The following is a 20,309-nucleotide window of genomic DNA, read 5'->3' as shown; positions in this document are numbered from 1 at the left end:
TCTCGGGTCTATACTTTCTGATGAAGCCATTCTTCAGGGAGTTCACTATGTCTTACAGCGTTATTCCTCCGTATATCCTGCGTAATATTGTCGAACACTGCTCCGGCGTCCCGCAGGCGTCCGCGCGCCGTACCCTCACCCACGTTCAGCAACTGATGGCCGCACATCGGCACGTTCCGTCCACCAGCCAGACGGCACAGCCCGGCCACGTGTTGCGCGCCGTTTACGATGCCAAAAATACGCAAAACCTGCCTGGCACCTTAGTGCGTGAGGAAGGCAGCGCGGGTAACGGCGACGTGGCGGCAGACGAAGCCTGGGACTATCTCGGCGTCACCTACGACTTTTTCTGGACGGTTTATCAGCGTAACTCACTGGATAACAAAGGATTGAAGCTGGATGGCACGGTCCACTACGGGCAAGACTATCAAAACGCCTTCTGGAACGGCCAGCAGATGGTGTTTGGCGACGGGGACGGTGAGATTTTTAATCGCTTTACCATCGCGCTGGACGTGGTCGCGCATGAGCTGACCCACGGCGTGACCGAAACTGAAGCGGGTTTGATCTATTTTCAGCAGGCGGGCGCACTGAATGAATCGATGTCAGATGTGTTTGGCTCGCTGGTGAAGCAGTACCACCTCAAGCAGCGCGCCGAGGATGCAGATTGGCTGATTGGTGAAGGTCTGTTGGCGAAAGGCATTAACGGGCGCGGTTTACGCTCGATGTCGGCGCCGGGCACCGCGTATGACGATCCGCAGTTGGGTAAAGATCCCCAGCCTGCCGATATGCAGCATTACATTGAAACCCGCGAAGACAATGGCGGCGTGCATCTTAACTCGGGCATTCCTAACCGCGCGTTTTATCTGGCTGCTACCGCACTGGGCGGCTTCGCCTGGGAGCGCGCGGGCTGGGCCTGGTATGACACGCTGTGCGACAAAACCTTACCGCAAGACGCAGACTTCAAAACCTTCGCCAACCTGACGATCAAGCACGGCCGTGAACGCTTCGATCAGACCGTGGCGCAGGCCATTGAGTCAGCCTGGCAGGAGGTGGGCGTATTGTGAACATTCCACTGAGCGACGATGCCATTATTGAGCTGGCGCGCGAAGGCGGGATCGCGTTTATCCCAGGCCTGCGCGCCGAGCGCCGTATCGCGCTGGCGCAGCTGTCTGAGCCGCAGAAGAAACACGTGTGTTCGGTGCTGGAACAGGCGATGGCGCGGGGTAAACCGGAAGAGGAAGCACCCAGGATCGGCGGCGGCGATCAGCGCTATTTTCGTATTCAAATTACTTACAGCACCCAGCATAACGCCGGATCGATAGTGATTTTAATTCCCGAGGCAGAGGCGCCGCCTGAGCTGCAATCGCTATGGAAAGAGGGCAATTGATAGGTGCCCCGATCTGGAGCGAAGCGTAACGTATTCACTATACTGGTGTACGTGGCTAGCTAGTCCACATCAAAGAAAACACCCTTAGATGAGGTCTCTGCTATGACACAACAAAAGCAACGAGGCGGTGCCGGGAACTTTGCAGAGGACCCGGAGCGCGCCAAGGAAGCAGGTCGCGCGGGCGGCAAAGTCAGCGGAGGCAATTTCAGAAACGATCCTGAAAGAGCCAGGGAAGCTGGAAGAAAAGGCGGTCAAAAAAGCCGTCGCCCCTCTAAGCAGCAGTAAACCAGGTACGTACCTTTAAGGATGTGTCGCGCCACGGAAGGCATAAAAAAGGCCGGCATCATGATGCCGGCCTTTCTTTTCGTGGCGTGTGTCGCTAACCGTTACTTGTTCTCAGGCAGCGCAAAAGCAATCACGTAATCGCCGCGATCCGGTGACTGACGCGCGCCACCGGCGGAAATCACAATGTACTGCTTGCCATCTTTCGGCGAAACGTAGCTCATTGGACCGCCCTGACTGCCCACCGGCAGACGTGCTTTCCACACTTCCTTGCCGGTTGCGCTGTCAAAGGCGCGCAGATAGTAATCCTGCGTCCCGGCGATAAACACTAAGCCGCCTTGGGTGGCAAGCGTACCGCCCAGCGTCGGCATGCCAATTGGCATCTGCGCGTGCATTTTGATGCCGAACGGGCCAGTATCCTGCACGGTACCCACCGGCACCTGCCAAACGATCTGACGGGTTTTCATGTCGATAGCTGAAAGCGTACCAAACGGCGGAGCCTGGCAAGGGATACCCAGCGGTGACATAAAGCGGTTTTTGTTCACCGCATACGGCGTGCCTTTCAGCGGTACCGCGCCCATGCCGGTATTGATCGCTTCACCACCGTTGCTGCCGCGGGCCACTTTGCTGGTGTCCTGCGGGATCATCTGCACCCACAGGCCCAGGCGCATGTCGTTGACGAACATGTACTGATTGTTCGGATCAAAGGAGATGCTGCCCCAGTTCATGCCGCCCAGCGAGCCGGGGAAGCTGAGTGACTTATCGGTGTCCGGTACGGTGAACAGGCCGTTGTAACGCATGCCTTTGAAAGCGATGCGGCAAGCCAGCTGGTCAAACGGCGTCGCGCCCCACATATCGGATTCAGTCAGCGTTTGATTACCGATGCTCGGCATTTCCACCGAGTGCGGCTGGGTTGCCGTGTACTGCTCGTTCGGGATATGGCCCTGCGGCATCGGCTGCTCTTCGACTTTGGTTAACGGCTTGCCGGTCAAGCGATCCAGTACCCAGATCATGCCGGTTTTCGCGCCAATCACCACGGCGGGCTTGGTGCTGCCATCTTTCATGGGGAAGTCGACCAGACTTGGCTGCATCGGCAGGTCAAAATCCCACAGGTCGTTATGCACCGTCTGGTAAACCCATTTTTGCTTACCGGTGGTGGCGTCCAGCGCCAAAATGGACGCACCGTAGGTGTGATCCAGTTTAGTGCGGTTAGCGCCCCACAGATCCACCGACGAGCTGCCCATTGGCAGGAATACCGTGTTCATGGCCGGATCGTAGGAGAGCGGTGCCCAGGAGTTTGGGGTGCTGCGGGTGTAGTTTTTACCCGGCATCAACACCGCGTTCGGGTCGTCATTGCCCGGGTCAAATGCCCAGCGCATCTGGCCGGTGATCACATCAAAACCGCGCAGCACGCCGCCTGGCATGTCGGTCTGAACGTTATCCGCCACGCGACCGCCCACCACCACGGTCGTACCTGCCACCTGCGGCGCGGAGGTCAGCTGATACTGCGGATCGGGCGCGTTACCCAGTCCCTGTTTCAGATCCACAGTGCCGCGATCGCCGAAGTGTTCGCAGAACTCACCGTTGTCGGCGTTGATAGCGATCAGACGCGCATCGATGGTGTTCATCAGAATACGACGCTGGCAGCTGTCGCCTGCGGCCAATACCGGCGCGGGCACCGGCGTTGAGCCCGGCTGCGTCGGCTGCTTAATCGGCTGTGTGGCATCGAAGTAGGCCAGACCGCGGCAGCGGTTCCACACTTCCGCCTGCGCATTGATTTCGCGCTTCCAGATCTGCTTACCGCTGTTCGCTTCCACGGCAATCACGTTGTTGTGCGGCGTACAGAGAAAAAGTGTGTTACCAACCTGCAGCGGAGTTTGCTGATCTTCCGCGCCGTTACCGGTTGGGCTGATTGGCGTATCGCCGGTGCGGAACGTCCATGCAACCTGCAGCTCTTTCACGTTATCGCGGGTAATCTGGTCGATCGCGGCAAAGCGGTCGCCTTCCGGCGTGCGGCCGTAGCTGCTCCAGTCCTGCTGCGGTTTGGATTTATCCACCGGAATCAACGGTAGCGGTTTCCCCGTGAACGCCACGGTCGGATGCGGCTGGAACATCTGCACCAGCGTCACTACCATGCCTACGGCAATCAGGGCTGACAGCGCATAGGACACCTTCGCCAGCGACGCTTTACCTTCGCGTTTACGCAGCGCAGGCCAAGTGAGGAAAGCCAGCATCATCAGGCCAGCGGGCACCATCAAACGTGACACTAGCGGCCAGAATACGAAGCCTGCGTCGTAGAATGACCAGATCAGCGTACCGGCAAACACCAGCATAAACAGCGTGACCGCCGAGGATTTACGGCGGAAAAATTGCACCGCCGACAGCACCATCACAATGCCTGCCACAAGGAAGTAGCGGCTGCCGCCCAGCGCCACCAGCTTGCCACCGCCGATGGCGAAGAACAGGCCGATAGCCAACATAACCAGTCCGAACAGCGCGGACCAGACGCTCAATCCCTTGCCGGGACGAGCAGAATTTTCTGCCATAACATTCTCCTGAAAATAACGCGCGCGGGCCGGAGTCAGATGATGACCGGCCCGTTATGTGCAAGCACAGCGATCGCTCACGTCTCCGTTACGCTTTATTTTAACTCTGTAAATACGGGTGGATGGCCCGTGAAGTAACGCTTATGCGCGGGCACGTAACGCGGATGGCGGCTACGTTGCCCATAAGGCGGCAGGATTGTACCACCTGGTACATTTAAAAGTGAACAACTGTTACAGGGAAGTTATCAGGCAATAGCATTTTTGCTACAAGCGCGGCAGCGCTTGGGCATCAAGCATAAAAAAGGCCCCTAACGGGGCCTTCTGGTTTACTTTTTGTTCTTTTTAAGGTGCGCCATCAGGCGCTTACGCTTACGCTGCTGCGTTGGCGTCAGCAGGTTGCGCTTGCCCGCGTAAGGGTTATCCCCTTCTTTAAACTGAATGCGGATGGGCGTTCCCATTACGTCCAGTGAACGGCGGAAATAGTTCATCAGATAGCGCTTGTAGGAATCCGGCAGATCCTTGACCTGATTGCCGTGAATGACCACGATCGGCGGGTTATAGCCGCCTGCGTGCGCATACTTAAGCTTAACGCGACGCCCACGCACCAGCGGCGGCTGATGATCGTCTGCCGCCATGGTCATGATGCGGGTCAGCATTGAGGTATTAACGCGCTTGGTCGAGCAGTCGTATGCTTCGGTAACCGACTCAAACAGGTTGCCAACGCCGCTGCCGTGCAGAGCAGAAATAAAATGCACGCGGGCGAAGTCGATAAAGCCAAGACGGAAGTCCAGCGTCTCTTTCACTTCATCTTTGACTTCCTGCGACAGGCCATCCCACTTGTTAACCACGATCACCAGGGAACGGCCGCTGTTAAGAATAAAGCCCAGCAGCGAGAGATCCTGATCGGAGATACCGGCGCGTGCGTCAATCACCAACATCACCACGTTAGCGTCTTCGATCGCCTGCAGCGTTTTAATCACCGAGAATTTTTCTACCGTGTCGGTAATCTTGCCGCGCTTGCGCACGCCAGCGGTGTCGATGAGGATATACTCTCTGCCATCGCGTTCCATCGGGATATAGATGCTGTCGCGCGTGGTGCCCGGCATGTCATACACCACTACGCGGTCTTCGCCCAGAATGCGGTTAGTTAGCGTTGACTTACCCACGTTAGGACGGCCCACAATGGCCAGCTTAATCGGCAGCGTGGTGGGATCGAAGTCTTCCTCTTCCTCTTCATCCTCCAGCGTTTCACCGTTCTGCTCGGCGGCGAGCGCGGCCCAGTAAGCCTCGTTTTCGTCTTCTTCGCTCAGCGGCTGCGGTGACACTTCGTCCATCCACGGCAGCAGCGCGGTTTCCAGCAAATTCGTGACGCCACGACCGTGCGAGGCGGCAATGGGATGAATCTCGCCTAACGCCAGCGCGTAGAAATCGAGTACGGCGGCATCCGGATCCAGGCCATCGGTTTTGTTGGCAACCAGGAACGTGGGCTTTTCACGCGAACGCAGATGATTAGCGATTTGCTGATCTGCTGGCATCACGCCCGCGCGCGCATCCACCAAAAACAGCACGACGTCCGCCTCTTCGATAGCCAGCAGCGACTGCTCGGCCATACGGTTTTCTACACCTTCCTCGGTGCCATCGATACCGCCGGTATCAATAACAATAAATTCGCGCCCTTCCACTTCGGCGCGACCATATTTGCGATCGCGAGTCAGTCCAGGAAAATCCGCTACCAGCGCATCACGAGTGCGCGTTAAGCGGTTAAATAGCGTAGATTTTCCCACATTGGGACGCCCAACCAGCGCGACCACAGGTACCATAACACTTGCCTCAGTTTTAAAAATGAATCGCCCGAATGGCGGGATTATAACGACATTTACCGTCAGGTTCAGGCAGAAGGCGCTAAGAATACCACGCCTGATTAAAAACAGAACGGCCCCTGACGAATCAGGAGCCGTTTATACTGCGGGATACTGCTTCCCGGCAGAGTCGCGCCTTAGCGCGTAATGGCGTAAACCTCACCGCCTTTTGCCTGAATCAGCAGTTTGTCACCGGCCACAACAGGCTCGGTCTGGAAGCCATCGCTATCCAGTTTCTGCTGCGCAACAAAGCGGCCATCCACGGTATTGATCCAGTGCAGGTAGCCTTCGCTATCGCCCACCACCAGATAACCGTTGAACAGCACCGGCGAGGTAAGATTGCGGTGCAGCAGATCGCTCTGGCGCCAGATCGCCACGCCGCCGTCTGCGTTCAGGGCAATCACGCGATCGTCCTGATCGACCAGATAGATGCGGCCCGCCTCCACCACCATGTCTTTGACGCCACCAATTTCACGCTTCCACAGGATTTGACCGGAACGCAAATCCAGCGCCGTGAGATTGCCATTGTACGCCAGCGCGTAAACCACGCCGTTGACGACAACGGGGGTAGTATCGACATCGTTAAGGCGATCGATTTCCGTTGCGCCGCTGGGCTGCGAAATACGCTGCTGCCAGATCAGCTGGCCTTGATTCAGGATCACCGCGCTTACGCGACCGTTGTCACCGCCGACAATGGCACCGCCAAAAGCGACCACTGGGGCAGATTCGCCGCGCAGCGACAGCGCAGGCATATCAAGGTTAACGCTCCACTTCACCGCACCGCTGGTCTGATCCAAGCCCTGCAACATGCCGTTGCTGGTATGCACCAGCACCAGACCATCGCTGACCACTGGGCGAGACATCGCCTCGCCGGCCACCTTGGTTTGCCAGGCGACGCTGCCGTCGCTGGTATTCAAGGCAAAGACCTGGCCGCGCTCGCTGCCAATATAGATGCGATCGCCGGTCGCAGTGATGCCACCTGAGAGCAGGGCTGAAATGTTGCTGGAGAAGAAGCCGGTTTTTTGCGAGAGGTCGACTTTCCACTTCTCTTTGCCGTTGCTGGCATCGAGCGCTTTGACGACGCCAAAGCGATCGGCGGCGTACACGGTGCCATCTTGCCATGCTGGATGCAGATTAGAGTAGAAGTCACCTACGCCATCACCCACTGACGTACTCCATGCCGTTTGCGGAGTAAACTGATTTTCCACTTTGGGCAGCGGGGCCATTTTCACGACATCTTCTTCGCCGCTGAACAGCGAGCAACCACTGAGCAGAGTGACCGAAATCAGCCCTGGCAGCAGGTATTTACGTAATTCCATGTGCGCTCTCTTGACTGGCTTAACTTAAGTTATTCATTTTCATTTGCAGCATCTGCTTCAGCGCGGGAGACGTCTGCGATTCTGCTCCCTTGCTCCATGCATCGCGTGCGCCCTGCTTGTCGCCTTTACTCAACAGCGCTTCGCCGCGAATATCCGCAATGATCGCCGTCCAACCTTCGCCCTTCACGTTATTCAGCGTGCTGAGCGCGGCATCCGCCTGATTTTGCTGTAGCTGAATGCGCGCCAGGCGAAGATTAATCACCGCCTGCAGATTGGCATCTTTCGTGTCTTTTAAGCCGTTTTGCAGCAGTGCAATCGCTTTATCCAGGTGATTTGCGGTGACATACTGTTTCGCCAAATCCAGCGACGCCAGCGCACCGTAGGTATTTTGATTATCGTGCGCAAATTCCGCTACCGCGTCCAGCGTCTGTGGCTGGTCAGCACGCATCGCCGTGGTGAGCTGCTGATACTGTGCCGATGCGGCTTTATCCGAACCTTCCTGATGGCTGGTCCAGAAACGCCAGCCGCCCAGCGCGGCGATACCGATGATCACGCCAACTGCCAGCGCTTTACCGTTATTGGCGAAAAACTGACGCAGTGCGTCAACCTGTTCGTTCTCGTTGCTGTAAACTTCCACGCAATCCCTCTCTTTAAAATGGCTATAGCGCTTACTGCAGCAGCGTGCGCAACGTGACAGCAGCCTCGCTCTGCGCCAGCGTTTGCTGTTCGCCAGTGCGCAGATCTTTAATCACCACCTGTCCCGCTTTCATTTCATCTTCGCCCAGCACCAGCGCAATACGTGCGCCCCACTTGTCTGCACGAGCAAACTGCTTCTTGAAATTACCGCCGCCAAAGTTGGTCATCAGCTTCAGCGTCGGGTCTGCATCGCGCAGTGTTTCCGCCAGCTGCATCGCGGCGGACTGCACGCCCTGCCCCGAAGCGATAACATAGACATCAACAATGCGCGTCGGTTCAAATTCAGGATTAACCGCCTGTACCAGCAGCACCAAACGCTCCAGGCCCATGGCGAAGCCAACCGCCGGGGTAGCGCGCCCGCCCAGTTGCTCAACCAAACCATCATAGCGCCCGCCGCCGCATACGGTGCCTTGCGAGCCAAGGCTGCTGGTGACCCATTCAAAGACGGTGCGGTTATAGTAATCAAGGCCGCGTACCAGACGCTGATTGATACGGTATTTGATGCCGGCATCGTCCAGCAGCGCGCACAGGCCGCTGAAGTGTTCCCGCGATTCTGCGTCAAGGAACTCGCCCAGCGTTGGCGCATCGTTCAGCAGCGCCTGAATATCCGGGTTTTTGCTGTCGAGCACGCGCAGCGGGTTAGTGTACATGCGGCGCTTACAGTCTTCATCCAGCACGTCTTGGTGCTGCTCAAGGAAGGCAACCAGCGCGTTACGGTAGTCGGCGCGTGCTGCCAGTGAGCCAATGGAGTTCAGCTCCAGCTCAACGTGATCGGCGATACCCAGCGCTTTCCACCAGCGCGCTGTCATCATAATCAGTTCTGCATCCACGTCTGGCCCTTGCAGGCCAAACACTTCCACGCCCATTTGGTGGAACTGGCGATAGCGGCCTTTTTGCGGACGCTCATAGCGGAACATTGGACCGACGTACCACAGGCGCTGCTCCTGATTGTAGAGCAGACCGTGTTCGATACCGGCGCGCACGCAGCCCGCGGTCCCTTCCGGGCGCAGGGTCAGGCTTTCGCCGTTGCGGTCTTCAAAGGTGTACATCTCTTTCTCAACCACGTCGGTCACTTCACCAATAGCGCGGCTGAATAAGGGCGTATGCTCAACGATCGGTAGACGGATTTCACTGTAGCCATAGCTGGCCAGAACCTGTTTGAGGGTGCCTTCAATGCGCTGCCAGACCGCGGTATCCACGGGCAGGTAGTCGTTCATCCCACGGATCGCTTGAATATTCTTCGCCACGTTAGAATCTCTTAATACAAAAAAACCTGTCCGGCATCATACCTTATGAGGATGAAACCGCACAGGTTCAATCACAAACTGGCGCGCGTTTGCCGCGCACCTTCCCTTATTTTTCTAGCTGCTGCACGCTGATCCGGCGACTCTCATCCAGCATGGCGGCCTTGGCACGAATACGCGCTTCCAGCTGATCGATCATGTCATTGTTATCAAGACGATCCCGCTGGCGCACACCATCTTCGTAGAACCCGCTCTTTTTGTTGCCGCCGGTAACGCCAAGCGTCGACACGGTCGCTTCGCCCGGCCCGTTTACCACGCAGCCGATGATGGAGACGTCCATTGGGGTAATGATGTCTTCCAGCCGCTCTTCAAGCGCGTTAACGGTCCCGATCACATCAAACTCCTGACGCGAGCAGGTCGGGCACGCGATGAAGTTAATGCCGCGTGAACGAATGCGCAGCGACTTAAGGATGTCATATCCCACTTTGACTTCTTCAACCGGATCGGCGGCCAGCGAGATACGCAGCGTGTCGCCAATGCCTTCGGCGAGCAGCAGCCCCAAACCGATGGCCGACTTCACCGCGCCCGCTCTTGCGCCGCCCGCTTCGGTAATACCGAGGTGCAGCGGCTGATCGATGGCTTTTGCCAGCAGTCGATAGGACTCCACGGCCAGAAACACATCGGAGGCTTTTACACTGACTTTAAATTGATCAAAGTTCAGGCGATCAAGATGATCGACATGGCGCATCGCCGATTCCAGCAGCGCCTGCGGCGTAGGCTCGCCATACTTTTCTTGCAGATCTTTTTCCAGCGAACCGGCATTGACGCCAATGCGAATCGGGATATTGTGATCGCGTGCGCAGTCAACCACCTGGCGGATACGCTCGTTGTTGCCGATATTGCCTGGGTTAATGCGCAGACAATCAACGCCGTATTCGGCAACTTTGAGCGCGATACGGTAATCAAAGTGAATATCCGCCACCAGCGGCACATTGACCTGTTGTTTAATCAGTTTGAACGCCTCAGCAGCATCCATCGTAGGCACAGAGACGCGCACGATATCCACACCCACGCGCTCCAGCGCGCGGATCTGATTCACTGTGGCTTCAACATCCGTGGTGCGGGTGTTGGTCATTGACTGAACGGCAATGGGCGCGCCATCGCCGACTGGCACCTTGCCGACGTAAATTCGCGTTGATTTGCGACGGATAATGGGTGCTTCGTTATGCATATTCTCTCTCCACAATTACCCGGAAAGCGCGCTGCGCGTTATTGCGCACCCAGCGTCAATCGGGCAACCTGGTTATTACGGATAAAACGACTTAAATCAACGGGCTGATTCTGATATTGCACGTCAACCGCGCCCGGAGCCCCAATTTTCAGACGATACGGAGCGGTACCGGACAAGCTGAGGTTACCACCGCTGCGTTGAATACCACTGAACAACTTCTTACCGGTGGCATCAGTGACTTCCAGCCAGCAATCCGCTTTGAAGTGCATCACTACCGCATTGGGATCGGCCGCAGTCTGGCTAACTGCCGCGTTGGCCGTTGGCATGGATGCGGCCGGAACGCTGTTAGCCGGTGCCGGAGAGGTCGCCGCTGGCGGATTGGTGTCAACCGGTGCCTGGCTCGGTGAAACCACCGCGTTATCGCTCGTCGCCGCAGGTGCAGAGGACGTAGAAGGCGTTTGCGCCGATGAAGCACTGTTGTTAGCGCTGCCAGTAGCAGGTGTCGCTGCCGCGCCCGCGCCGGTATCAATTGGCGTTCCCGCCGCGCTGGCATCGTTATCGCTGCTGCTTTCCGCGCTGTTATCACCCAGCGGAATTGACTGGCCGCTATCGTTGCTGCTGCCGTTTTGATCGGCCATCGAGACCAGATCGGCCTGTGATGCCTTGTGATTCTGCCACCACCAGGCGCCTGTGAGTCCGACCACAACGAAAATCACCAGCCAGGTGAAAATCATCAGCCAGCCATCGCGCTTTTTGCGGCGCTTGCCCAGCGAAAAGCTCTGCATTGGCTCAATTTTTGCTGCGCGAACGGGCGCCTGCTTGGCCATCATGGGCAGCAGATCGTCCTCCGGCACATGCACCAAACGCGCATAAGAGCGGATATAGCCACGCAGGAACGTGGAGGCTAAATCCGCCGGGGATTTATCCTCTTCGATGTCACGTACGGTAGTGAGTTTCAGGCATAAACGCTCTGCAACGTTTTGCTGCGTCAGCCCCATTTGCTCACGGGCCAGACGCAGGCGTTCACCTGTGGAGTGTACTGCGGATTTTTCTTGAGTGGCTTCAGTATTCATTAGCTAAATAACGCTGGTACTGTATCGATTGCGGAAAACGTCGCGCCAACCGGTCGCCATAACGTGTAACGTCAGCAGCGTTTCCCTGTTGCGCGGCGAAACGTATGTGTAACCACAAGCTGTTTGCCGTCGCGGGCAAATGCTGATGGTAAATCTCTAACAGCAGCTGGGCCGCTGTAAGCTCGCCCTTTTTCAGCTGCTTTTCTACTTCTGTCAGCAGCAGGTGCCCTTGCTCGGGAGCAGCCGCGAGTGCGCTTGCCAACGCGGTTCGCGCTGCGGCGTGCTCCCCCGCCTGCAGGTAACAATAGCCCGAAAACAATAAAGCATCTTGCCGGGCATCGAAAGCCTGCGACTGCGCTGCCAGCTTAAACTGTTGATGCGCATCGTCATACTGCCTTAAACCGCAAAGAAACGCACCGTAATTGTTCGCTACCAGCCCATTGTGCGGGGCCAGCTGTTGCGCACGCTGGTAATGGTGACGCGTCTGCGCACTATTCTGCTGCGCCTCTGACAAACGAGCAAGCGCCAGCGGCACACGGTAATCCTGCGGCGCAGCCTGCTGCGCGCGCAACAGATTGCGCTGCGCAGCGGCGTACTCTTTGGCGGCCAAATAGTGCAGGCCCAGCTGCAAGCGGATATCAGCAGCACGGTGATGTGCAGGCTGATTGACACAACCGGTTACAACAAAAGCAGCAAGCGTTAACCATCCCTTATGCATTTTCATCTCTCCGTGATTCAACGTCACGAGAGACTGACACGCCAGAGGCTGTGCGAAAATGCGCTCAGGAGAGGTTTCAGATCGCCTTCACAGAGATCGTTTCACCGGCCATTTTTTTGCGCAGCGTGCGCTTGGTACGGTCAATCACATCCCCGGCCAACTGCCCGCAGGCCGCATCAATGTCATCGCCGCGGGTTTTACGCACAATGGTAGTAAAACCGTAATCCATCAGCACTTTCGAGAAACGATCGATGCGGCTGTTCGAGCTGCGGCCATACGGCGCGCCCGGGAAGGGGTTCCACGGAATCAGGTTGATTTTGCACGGCGTCTCTTTCAGCAGCGCAGCCAACTCGTGGGCGTTATCGGTGCTGTCATTCACATGGTCCAGCATCACGTACTCGATGGTCACGCGTCCCTGATTAGCGTTGGACTTGCCGATATAACGCTTCACCGCGCCGAGAAACGCCTCAATGTTGTACTTCTTGTTAATTGGCACAATCTCATCGCGGATGGTGTCGTTTGGTGCATGCAGCGAAATAGCCAAGGCGACATCGATCATATCACCCAGCTTATCCAGCGCCGGCACCACGCCCGAAGTCGAGAGCGTAACGCGGCGTTTTGATAACCCAAACCCGAAATCGTCCAGCATGATGTCCATGGCCGGCACCACGTTGTTGAGGTTGAGCAGCGGCTCGCCCATGCCCATCATGACCACGTTGGTGATCGGACGCTGGCCCGTGACTTTAGCTGCGCCAATGATTTTTGCGGCACGCCATACCTGTCCAATAATCTCTGATACGCGCAGGTTACGGTTGAAGCCCTGCTGCGCGGTCGAACAGAACTTGCACTCCAGCGCGCAGCCAACCTGCGAGGATACACACAGCGTTGCGCGGTCGGCTTCCGGGATATACACGGTTTCGACCAGCTGATCGCCTACGCGAATCGCCCACTTGATGGTGCCATCGCTGGAGCGCATCTCTTCCGCCACTTCCGGCGCACGGATCTCCGCTCGCTGCATCAATTTACCGCGCAGCACTTTGTTGATATCGGTCATCTGCTCGAAATCATCGCAGCAGTAGTGATACATCCACTTCATGACCTGATCGGCGCGGAACGGTTTTTCGCCCATCTCCACGAAGAACTCGCGCATCTGCTGACGGTTTAAATCCAGCAGGTTAATTTTTTCACTTTTGGGGGAAACAACCACGGGGGAAGCGGACGATGGCGTCACAATCTGTTCGGACATAATGCTCTCTGGCCTCGTTGTTACACGTTACGGCTCTGGTTAAGAAATGAAATAAAACAGCGCCCTTGCTGAGGCTGGCTCAACAAGGGCGCATTATTGTACTACATCTGTCGCACGATGCCAGGGGAACGACTTTACTCGGGCTAAAAAGCGCGAAGCGTACCCGCCGACCTCAACGTGCTTAGCGGGTGCGCGGGCAGACTTCGTTTTCTGCGAAGAAGTACGCGATCTCGCGTGCTGCAGACTCAGCAGAGTCGGAACCGTGAGTCGCGTTCTCCGTGAAGCTGTCTGCGTAATCAGCACGCAGCGTGCCAGCCAGCGCGTTGTCTGGGTTAGTTGCACCCATCAGATCACGGTGACGCTGAATGGCGTTTTCACCTTCCAGAACAGACACCACAACCGGACCAGAGGTCATGAACTCAACCAGACCGTCAAAGAAAGGACGGCCTTTGTGTTCTGCGTAGAAGCCTTCAGCTTGCTCTTTGGTCAGGTGCAGCATTTTCGCGCCAACGATTTTGAAGCCTGCGCTTTCGAAACGGTTGTAGATAGCACCGATGACGTTCTTAGCAACGGCATTAGGTTTGATGATGGAGAAAGTACGTTCGATTGCCATGTTAACCTCTGTTTAGCATCCTGAAGAAACCGGGAACGCTCCCGGTAAGAAAACGCGCCGATTATAGGGATATCATTGCGCGTTGCCTATTAGCGAATGCACGAATTATTGAAAATAAGTGATTTTTATTGTGCCTGACCGCGGTTCAAGGCGGCGTGATCTGCTGCCTCGTGCGTTTACGCCGCTGACCCACACCTCTCGCGCCGCGCACTTTTATCACGCCCCCCTTGAGATAGCGGGAACATTCGCTGACACTGAACGCCTTCTCCGATTACAACGAGGTTGTTGCGATGTCAGCTCCGCTATTTGTCTCTGCCGATTGGGTAAAAGAGCATTATAACGAGGACACCCTGCAGGTATTGGATGCCCGCATGGTACCACCGGGCCAGGACGCGGTGCGCGATGTTGAGGCAGAATATCTGGCCGCGCACTTGCCCAACGCCCCTTTCTTTAATATCGAAGCGCTATCCGATCACACCAGCCCTTACCCACATATGATGCCGCGCGCAGAAACCTTCGCGGTTGCCATGCGCGAGCTGGGTGTGTGCCAGCACAAGCATCTGGTGGTGTATGACGAAGGGAACCTGTTTTCTGCCCCGCGTGCGTGGTGGATGCTGCGCGCCTTTGGCTGCGCCAACGTATCCATTCTGGCAGGAGGACTTCAGGGCTGGAAAGCTGCGGGTCTGGCGTTGGAAAGCGGTCCGGTTACGCTGTCTGAAGGCGAATTTGAGGCAACTTACGACAGCACGCAGGTAAAACGTCTCAACGATGTGCTGCTGATCAGCCATGAGGGTGGCGCGCAGATCGTCGATGCGCGGGCGGCCAACCGCTTTAATGCCGAAGTCGATGAGCCGCGTCCGGGCTTGCTGCGCGGCCACATTCCACACAGCCTAAACGTGCCGTGGAATGCCCTGGTGGAAAACGGCACCCTGAAGCCTGAACCGGCGCTGCGCGAGCAGTTTGCCAGGGCGGGCCTCAAGCTCGATCAACCGGTAGTGGCGAGCTGCGGTTCAGGCGTGACCGCAACGGTAGTGCTGCTGGCGCTCACCGCGCTTGGCAAGCGCGATCTCTTCTTGTACGACGGCTCGTGGAGCGAATGGGGCAGCCGCGACGATCTGCCCATTGAAAAGTAACGTTATTCAACGCTGAAAGCGGGTGCGCATGCGCGCACCCTGCGTTAAATAATGCGCTGACTGCCTTTGAAATCGCGCAGGAAACTGCCCCAGCGACGTTCGTAGAACGGGGTGAGGTGGGCGATAAAAAAGTGGCTGACACCTTTTTCTTCGGCTACCACCTCGCAGATATCAATCGGCGCGTCATCGGTGAGCGTATCCGTGGCGACGCTGCCCGCCGCCTGGATAATCTCATCAATGTGGCTCTCGGCTTCAATCCCAATCAGCAAATTCGCCGGCTGGTCAGCACCTTCACGCAGACTGGCAATCCAGGCGCGCCTTACCTGCTTGTATTTGGCAAACAGCTGGGTTAAGGAGTCCACCATCTGTGCCGGCGGCTCTGCCACTTCAGAGAGCAGCAGCGCCTGTTCCCCTTCTAACACGGTCTGCTGGCTGAGCGCACTGCCCTCTTCACCAATCAAATGCGCGATTTCTCCCGGCGAAAACTCTTTGCCGACCGGGAGTTTTGGATTGAGAAACAGGCTTTTTCCCAGCGTCATTTCGAACAGCGTTCTGGCGGGCAAGCGCAGCCAGGGCTGCGTTTCGCTGATAGCTTCGCTCATCGCAGCTTCAGAGGTAAAAAACGGAATGACGCTGCCGCCCCCCTCTTTTTCCCAGTGCTGAAGTTCTACCGGCGAATTGGCATCAAACTGCGCGTTTTCGCTGACGCCCGGCACCCAAACGTCGGCATCAAGCAGCAGCTGAAAGAATTCCGGGCGATGCGCGGGTTCGGTTGCAGCCTGTTTCAACACTTCTTCGAGACGATTACTCATGCATATTCACTTTTAAAAAACCGTCGATGTTCCCGGTACGCCACCGCAAGCAGCGCGTTTTGCGCGTGCCCGCGCTCGTTCTCTGCCTGCTGCGACGTCAAGGGCAGTGGCTTATTTCAGCAGCAGATTCGCTAACGTACGCACGCCGAGCCCGGTGGCGCCCGCCGACCACTGATCCACCGCGCTCTTGCGGTAGGTCGCCGAGCAGTCAACGTGCAACCAGCCCTGCTGATAGTTGCTGACAAACCAGGAGAGGAACGCTGCCGCGCTGCTGGCGCCCGCAGTGTGCGCCGCGCTGGCAATGTTGTTAAGGTCGGCAAAGTTCGACGGCAAATGCTGACGGTGGAATTCCGCCAGCGGCAGACGCCAGAAGGCTTCGTTTTCACTGGTGGCACTGCCGAGCAGCGATTCCGCCAGCACATCGTCAAACGTAAACAGGGCGTGATAGTCGTTGCCGAGTGCGGTTTTCGCCGCGCCGGTCAGCGTCGCAGCGTCAATCAGCAGCTCGGGCTTCTGTTCGCTGGCATCGATCAAACCGTCGGCTAACACCAGCCGTCCTTCGGCGTCGGTGTTCATCACCTCAACGGATTTGCCATTGCGATAGCGAATAATATCGCCCAAGCGGAATGCATTGCCGCTCACCATGTTATCGGCGCAGCACAGGAACAGCTTGACGCGTTTAGTGAGACCGCGGGCAATAGCCAGCGCAAGCGCGCCAGTGACCGTCGCCGCACCGCCCATGTCGGATTTCATGGAGTCCATGCCGGCGCTCGGCTTCAGGCTGTAACCGCCGGTATCGAACGTGATGCCTTTCCCTACCAAACAGGCGTAAACCGGTGTGTTCTCGTCGCCGCCGGGATTAAAATCAAGCGCCAGCAGCACCGGCACGCGCGTCGAGCCGCGCCCAACGGTGTGGAGACCGGCGTAGCCCTGCTCGCGCAGATCGTCGCCTTTGGTGATGCGGTAACTTACCGCGTCCCCGCCCACTCCCGCGATCAGATCGATCGCGCTGTGCGCCAGCTGTTCCGGGCTCAGATCTTCCGCCGGCAGGTTAATGGTGTCGCGTACCCAATCAACGATTTTCAACCGGCGATCAAATTCCGCCTGATCCTGCTCGCTGAACGCGGGCCAAACGACCTGACGCTGCGCTTTGGGGCTGCGGTAGCCCTGCCAGAATGCCCAGCATTTTTCCATATCCCAGCCGTCGCCGCTCAACGCAACGTGGCGGATACCTTGCGCATCCAGCTTGCGCCCGGCGCGCTGAATGCTCATCAGCGCATCATTGCCGGTAAGGTGGATCGTCATGCCCTGTTCAGTGCTGCTCAACAGGGCCTTTTCTCCCCAACGCGCATCCGCGGCTTGCGAACTGAGCGTAATCATCATGGGTTGTGTTGTCATCGCGTAGCTCCATTTACGTAAGGTGTCCGGCCTGCGCCCGTATCAGCGCAAGACGGCAAATGTTTAGCGAGGTGCGTTTGGCGTGAGGGCGCGCAGGCGCGTTACGCCGTTGATCACTACGTCAATCGCACGATCGATCTCTGCTTCGGTGGTAAAACGGCCGAGTGAGAAACGCAGCGAACTGTACGCCAGCGTTTGTTCGACGCCCATTGCGCGGAGTACATAGGAAGGTTCAAGGGTGGCAGAGGTACAGGCAGAGCCAGAAGACAGCGCGAGCTCTTTCAGCGCCATAATCAGCGATTCGCCGTCTACATCAGCAAAGCTCAGGTTGAGAATATGCGGCGCACCGTGCGCCAGCGAGCCGTTGAGCGTCACGCCCTGGAGCGGGCGAATGCCATTCCACAGCCGTAAACGCAGCGCGCTCAGGCGCGGCACGTCCGTCTCCATCTCGTCGCGTGCAAGGCGGTAAGCCTCCCCCATCCCCACAATCTGATGAACCGGCAGCGTACCGGAACGCATGCCGCGCTCGTGCCCGCCGCCGTGCATTTGCGCCTCAATATCGAGTTTGGGTTTACGGCGCACCCATAGCGCGCCAATGCCTTTGGGGCCATAGAGTTTATGGGCGGAGAAGGAGAGTAAATCCACCGGCAAGTGGCTAACGTCAATCGGTAATTTGCCGACGCTCTGGGTGGCATCCACGTGGAACACAATGTCGCGCGCGCGGCACAGTGCGCCCAGCGCGGCAATATCCTGCACGACGCCCGTTTCATTATTTACGTGCATGAGCGACACCAGCACCGTGTCGTCGCGCAGCGCGGACGCCAGCTGCTCGGGCGTGACGATGCCATCGGGCCCAGGCTGCATGAAAGTAACAGTAAAGCCTTCGCGCTCCAGCTGCAGGCAGCTGTCCAGCACCGCTTTGTGCTCGGTCTGGCTGGTAATAATGTGTTTACCGCGCGCCTGATGACTGTGCGCCGCACCTTTAATGGCAAGGTTGTCGGCTTCGGTGGCACCAGAGGTAAAAATGATTTCACGGGGATCGGCGTTGATCAGCGCCGCGACGTCATTACGGGCGACATCAACAGCTTCTTCAGCCTGCCAGCCAAAACGGTGTGAGCGGGAAGCGGGGTTACCGAACGTGCCATCCGATGTAAGGAACTGCATCATCTTCGTGGCAACACGCGGATCTGCAGGCGTGGTGGCTGCATAATCCAGGTAAATCGGTAATTTCATTGCGCTAAAGCTCCGTATAAAAAATCATACGTCTTTATAGCACGATTCGGCCTTGCCCGCGTTAACAGGAAAGGCCGTGAAGACGAGGATCAGGCACGCAGATTCACGTTGATGGTTTCCTGCACGCGATGCTGCTGGAAGCGACGGTTGTCGAGGGTGTTCTGGCGGTCGGCCACGTCAAGGATCTCCTGATTATTGACCAACTCTGCCAGCGTGATGTTGTTCAGGAACTCGCTGATGCGCTCGCTCAGGTCACGCCACAGAACGTGCGTCAGGCAGCGCTCGCCGCCCTGGCAGCCTTCTTTGCCCTGGCATTTGGTGGCATCGACCGACTCATCAACGGCGGTGATAACTTCACCTACCGCGATGGCAGCGGCTTCTTTACCTAGCAGATAACCGCCGCCCGGGCCGCGTACGCTGGCAACCAGACCGTGTTTACGCAGGCGCGAGAAGAGCTGCTCCAGATAAGAGAGCGAAATGCCCTGCCGCTCAGAAATATCGGCTAACGGCACCGGCCCCTCGTGGGAATGCAGCGCAACGTCCAGCATAGCGGTAACGGCATAACGTCCTTTGGATGTCAGTCTCATAGCGTACAACCTCGTAAGCGTCCGCCGTGACAGGCGGGTTATCTGATGAATGGAGGCCAGTCTGACATTCCCGAGTATTTTGGTCAACTATTTAACCAAGTAAAACACTCAACTATTTACCCTGGTATTTTACTCAACTATCCCGCTTGTCGCTCTTGGGTTTCTGGAAAGAGGAGAGCATGCCGCGCAGGATATTCAGCTCGTCACGCTCGGGGCGCGCGCGCGTATACAGGCGGCGCAGCTTGCTCATGACCTGGCTCGGCGTGCCTTCGCGAATAAACCCGCTGTCGAGCATCATTTGTTCGATGTGTTGGTAGAAGCGTTCCAGATCGTCCACCAGCGGATACGGTGTGACTGCTGCCTCAGGTTGCGGCGCAGCGAGTTCCTGAGCAGCAAGCCACGCCATGCGAACTTCATAAGCGATGATTTGTACGGCCATCGCCAAATTCAGCGAGCTGTATTCTGGGTTAGCTTGAATGGCAACGTGATAGTGACATTTCTGCAACTCGTCGTTGGTCAATCCCACGCGTTCGCGGCCGAACACCAGCGCCACCGGCGCCTGCTGTCCCTCTTCTACGCTTTTGACGCCGCACTCGCGCGCGTCCAGCATAGGCCAGGGCAGTGAACGCGAGCGTGCGCTGGTGCCCACCACCAGGCTGCAGCCCGCGATGGCGTCATCCAGCGTGTCGACGATGCGGGCGTCACCGATAACATCGCTGGCACCGGCTGCCAGTGAGATGGCCTGCGAGTCCGGTTTTACCAGCGGATTCACCAGATACAGGTTGCTTAATCCCATGGTTTTCATGGCGCGCGCCACCGAGCCCATATTGCCGGTGTGAGAGGTTTCTACCAGTACGATTCGAATATTTTGCAGCATAATCAGGCACAGTCAGAAAAATGATGGCGCGCATTCTAACATAAATGCAGGACATTTG

At 57.2% G+C, this 20,309-nt stretch carries 19 protein-coding genes; 4 read left to right on the top strand and 15 right to left on the bottom strand.

The window, feature by feature from the left end; genetic code table 11:
* Positions 1-47 precede the first annotated feature (47 nt).
* From LU196_RS03865 to LU196_RS03855, 3 genes are all read left to right on the top strand, one after another.
* Positions 48-1,061: a M4 family metallopeptidase gene (locus LU196_RS03865; RefSeq protein WP_232760844.1), complete on the top strand. Its 1,014-nt coding sequence runs from the start codon at positions 48-50 to the stop codon at positions 1,059-1,061.
* The gene (locus tag LU196_RS03860; RefSeq protein WP_370640961.1) at positions 1,058-1,384 is read left to right on the top strand and encodes a protealysin inhibitor emfourin; all 327 of its coding nucleotides are present in this window, start codon (positions 1,058-1,060) and stop codon (positions 1,382-1,384) included. The genes LU196_RS03865 and LU196_RS03860 overlap by 4 nt, the downstream gene beginning before the upstream one ends.
* A 102-nt stretch (positions 1,385-1,486) precedes the next feature.
* Complete coding sequence (locus tag LU196_RS03855) at positions 1,487-1,669, top strand: general stress protein (RefSeq protein ID WP_232760845.1); 183 nt, start codon at positions 1,487-1,489, stop codon at positions 1,667-1,669.
* Between the two features lie 101 nt (positions 1,670-1,770).
* Here LU196_RS03855 and LU196_RS03850 read toward each other — a convergent pair whose 3' ends face one another.
* From LU196_RS03850 to ndk, 10 genes are all read right to left on the bottom strand, one after another.
* Positions 1,771-4,212: a glucose/quinate/shikimate family membrane-bound PQQ-dependent dehydrogenase gene (locus LU196_RS03850; protein WP_232760847.1), complete on the bottom strand. Its 2,442-nt coding sequence runs from the start codon at positions 4,210-4,212 to the stop codon at positions 1,771-1,773.
* 326 nt (positions 4,213-4,538) lie between these two features.
* Positions 4,539-6,032: a ribosome biogenesis GTPase Der gene (gene der / locus LU196_RS03845; RefSeq protein WP_232760848.1), complete on the bottom strand. Its 1,494-nt coding sequence runs from the start codon at positions 6,030-6,032 to the stop codon at positions 4,539-4,541.
* Positions 6,033-6,208: 176 nt separating this feature from the next.
* Complete coding sequence (gene bamB, locus LU196_RS03840; protein ID WP_232760849.1) at positions 6,209-7,390, bottom strand: outer membrane protein assembly factor BamB; 1,182 nt, start codon at positions 7,388-7,390, stop codon at positions 6,209-6,211.
* 19 nt (positions 7,391-7,409) lie between these two features.
* Positions 7,410-8,027, bottom strand: coding sequence for a YfgM family protein (locus LU196_RS03835; RefSeq protein ID WP_232760851.1), 618 nt, complete (start codon positions 8,025-8,027; stop codon positions 7,410-7,412).
* A 31-nt stretch (positions 8,028-8,058) separates the two neighbouring features.
* Positions 8,059-9,333: a histidine--tRNA ligase gene (gene hisS, locus LU196_RS03830; RefSeq protein ID WP_232760853.1), complete on the bottom strand. Its 1,275-nt coding sequence runs from the start codon at positions 9,331-9,333 to the stop codon at positions 8,059-8,061.
* Positions 9,334-9,439: 106 nt separating this feature from the next.
* A complete protein-coding gene (gene ispG, locus LU196_RS03825) occupies positions 9,440-10,561 on the bottom strand; it encodes a flavodoxin-dependent (E)-4-hydroxy-3-methylbut-2-enyl-diphosphate synthase (RefSeq protein ID WP_232760854.1) in 1,122 nt (373 codons plus the stop codon).
* A gap of 38 nt (positions 10,562-10,599) precedes the next feature.
* Positions 10,600-11,634, bottom strand: a complete 1,035-nt coding sequence (rodZ, locus tag LU196_RS03820) for a cytoskeleton protein RodZ (RefSeq protein ID WP_232760856.1) — start codon at positions 11,632-11,634, stop codon at positions 10,600-10,602.
* On the bottom strand, positions 11,624-12,352 hold the full coding sequence (gene pilW, locus LU196_RS03815) for a type IV pilus biogenesis/stability protein PilW (RefSeq protein WP_232760858.1): 729 nt from the start codon (positions 12,350-12,352) through the stop codon (positions 11,624-11,626). The genes rodZ and pilW overlap by 11 nt, the downstream gene beginning before the upstream one ends.
* A 76-nt stretch (positions 12,353-12,428) precedes the next feature.
* On the bottom strand, positions 12,429-13,598 hold the full coding sequence (locus tag LU196_RS03810) for a bifunctional tRNA (adenosine(37)-C2)-methyltransferase TrmG/ribosomal RNA large subunit methyltransferase RlmN (protein WP_232760860.1): 1,170 nt from the start codon (positions 13,596-13,598) through the stop codon (positions 12,429-12,431).
* Between the two features lie 181 nt (positions 13,599-13,779).
* Positions 13,780-14,211 carry a nucleoside-diphosphate kinase gene (gene ndk / locus LU196_RS03805; RefSeq protein ID WP_021506555.1) on the bottom strand — a complete coding sequence of 144 codons (432 nt, stop codon included), beginning with the start codon at positions 14,209-14,211 and terminating at the stop codon, positions 13,780-13,782.
* A 290-nt stretch (positions 14,212-14,501) separates the two neighbouring features.
* Between ndk and sseA the strand changes: the two genes are divergently transcribed.
* Entirely contained in the window at positions 14,502-15,344 is an 843-nt protein-coding gene (sseA, locus tag LU196_RS03800) for a 3-mercaptopyruvate sulfurtransferase (protein WP_232760861.1), read from the top strand.
* A 44-nt stretch (positions 15,345-15,388) separates the two neighbouring features.
* Here the strand turns inward: sseA and sseB are convergent, their stop codons facing one another.
* From sseB to trmJ, 5 genes are all read right to left on the bottom strand, one after another.
* On the bottom strand, positions 15,389-16,156 hold the full coding sequence (sseB, locus tag LU196_RS03795; protein ID WP_232760862.1) for an enhanced serine sensitivity protein SseB: 768 nt from the start codon (positions 16,154-16,156) through the stop codon (positions 15,389-15,391).
* A gap of 111 nt (positions 16,157-16,267) precedes the next feature.
* The gene (pepB, locus tag LU196_RS03790) at positions 16,268-17,554 is read right to left on the bottom strand and encodes an aminopeptidase PepB (RefSeq protein ID WP_232760864.1); all 1,287 of its coding nucleotides are present in this window, start codon (positions 17,552-17,554) and stop codon (positions 16,268-16,270) included.
* Between the two features lie 63 nt (positions 17,555-17,617).
* Positions 17,618-18,787, bottom strand: a complete 1,170-nt coding sequence (locus tag LU196_RS03785) for an IscS subfamily cysteine desulfurase (RefSeq protein WP_232760866.1) — start codon at positions 18,785-18,787, stop codon at positions 17,618-17,620.
* Between the two features lie 89 nt (positions 18,788-18,876).
* Positions 18,877-19,374, bottom strand: coding sequence for a Fe-S cluster assembly transcriptional regulator IscR (gene iscR / locus LU196_RS03780; protein ID WP_232760867.1), 498 nt, complete (start codon positions 19,372-19,374; stop codon positions 18,877-18,879).
* 133 nt (positions 19,375-19,507) lie between these two features.
* Positions 19,508-20,251 (bottom strand): tRNA (cytosine(32)/uridine(32)-2'-O)-methyltransferase TrmJ, encoded by a 744-nt coding sequence (trmJ, locus tag LU196_RS03775; RefSeq protein ID WP_232760869.1) that lies wholly within the window; start codon positions 20,249-20,251, stop codon positions 19,508-19,510.
* Between the last annotated feature and the right edge of the window lie 58 nt (positions 20,252-20,309).

This window comes from Pantoea sp. Mb-10, from assembly GCF_021272205.1.
In the GTDB taxonomy this organism is placed as follows: Bacteria; Pseudomonadota; Gammaproteobacteria; order Enterobacterales; family Enterobacteriaceae; genus Pantoea.
Note: the sequence above shows the minus strand (reverse complement) of the source record. Positions and strands in the feature narration are given on the sequence as shown.

Bases quoted from the DNA above. Each gene is read 5' to 3' on its own strand.
- LU196_RS03865 (WP_232760844.1), top strand. From the start codon at position 48: ATGTCTTACAGCGTTATTCCTCCGTATATCCTGCGTAATATTGTCGAA.
- LU196_RS03855 (WP_232760845.1), top strand. From the start codon at position 1,487: ATGACACAACAAAAGCAACGAGGCGGTGCCGGGAACTTTGCAGAGGAC.
- LU196_RS03850 (WP_232760847.1), bottom strand. From the start codon at position 4,212: ATGGCAGAAAATTCTGCTCGTCCCGGCAAGGGATTGAGCGTCTGGTCC.
- der (WP_232760848.1), bottom strand. From the start codon at position 6,032: ATGGTACCTGTGGTCGCGCTGGTTGGGCGTCCCAATGTGGGAAAATCT.
- bamB (WP_232760849.1), bottom strand. From the start codon at position 7,390: ATGGAATTACGTAAATACCTGCTGCCAGGGCTGATTTCGGTCACTCTG.
- ispG (WP_232760854.1), bottom strand. From the start codon at position 10,561: ATGCATAACGAAGCACCCATTATCCGTCGCAAATCAACGCGAATTTAC.
- rodZ (WP_232760856.1), bottom strand. From the start codon at position 11,634: ATGAATACTGAAGCCACTCAAGAAAAATCCGCAGTACACTCCACAGGT.
- pilW (WP_232760858.1), bottom strand. From the start codon at position 12,352: ATGCATAAGGGATGGTTAACGCTTGCTGCTTTTGTTGTAACCGGTTGT.
- LU196_RS03810 (WP_232760860.1), bottom strand. From the start codon at position 13,598: ATGTCCGAACAGATTGTGACGCCATCGTCCGCTTCCCCCGTGGTTGTT.
- ndk (WP_021506555.1), bottom strand. From the start codon at position 14,211: ATGGCAATCGAACGTACTTTCTCCATCATCAAACCTAATGCCGTTGCT.
- sseA (WP_232760861.1), top strand. From the start codon at position 14,502: ATGTCAGCTCCGCTATTTGTCTCTGCCGATTGGGTAAAAGAGCATTAT.
- sseB (WP_232760862.1), bottom strand. From the start codon at position 16,156: ATGAGTAATCGTCTCGAAGAAGTGTTGAAACAGGCTGCAACCGAACCC.
- pepB (WP_232760864.1), bottom strand. From the start codon at position 17,554: ATGACAACACAACCCATGATGATTACGCTCAGTTCGCAAGCCGCGGAT.
- LU196_RS03785 (WP_232760866.1), bottom strand. From the start codon at position 18,787: ATGAAATTACCGATTTACCTGGATTATGCAGCCACCACGCCTGCAGAT.
- iscR (WP_232760867.1), bottom strand. From the start codon at position 19,374: ATGAGACTGACATCCAAAGGACGTTATGCCGTTACCGCTATGCTGGAC.
- trmJ (WP_232760869.1), bottom strand. From the start codon at position 20,251: ATGCTGCAAAATATTCGAATCGTACTGGTAGAAACCTCTCACACCGGC.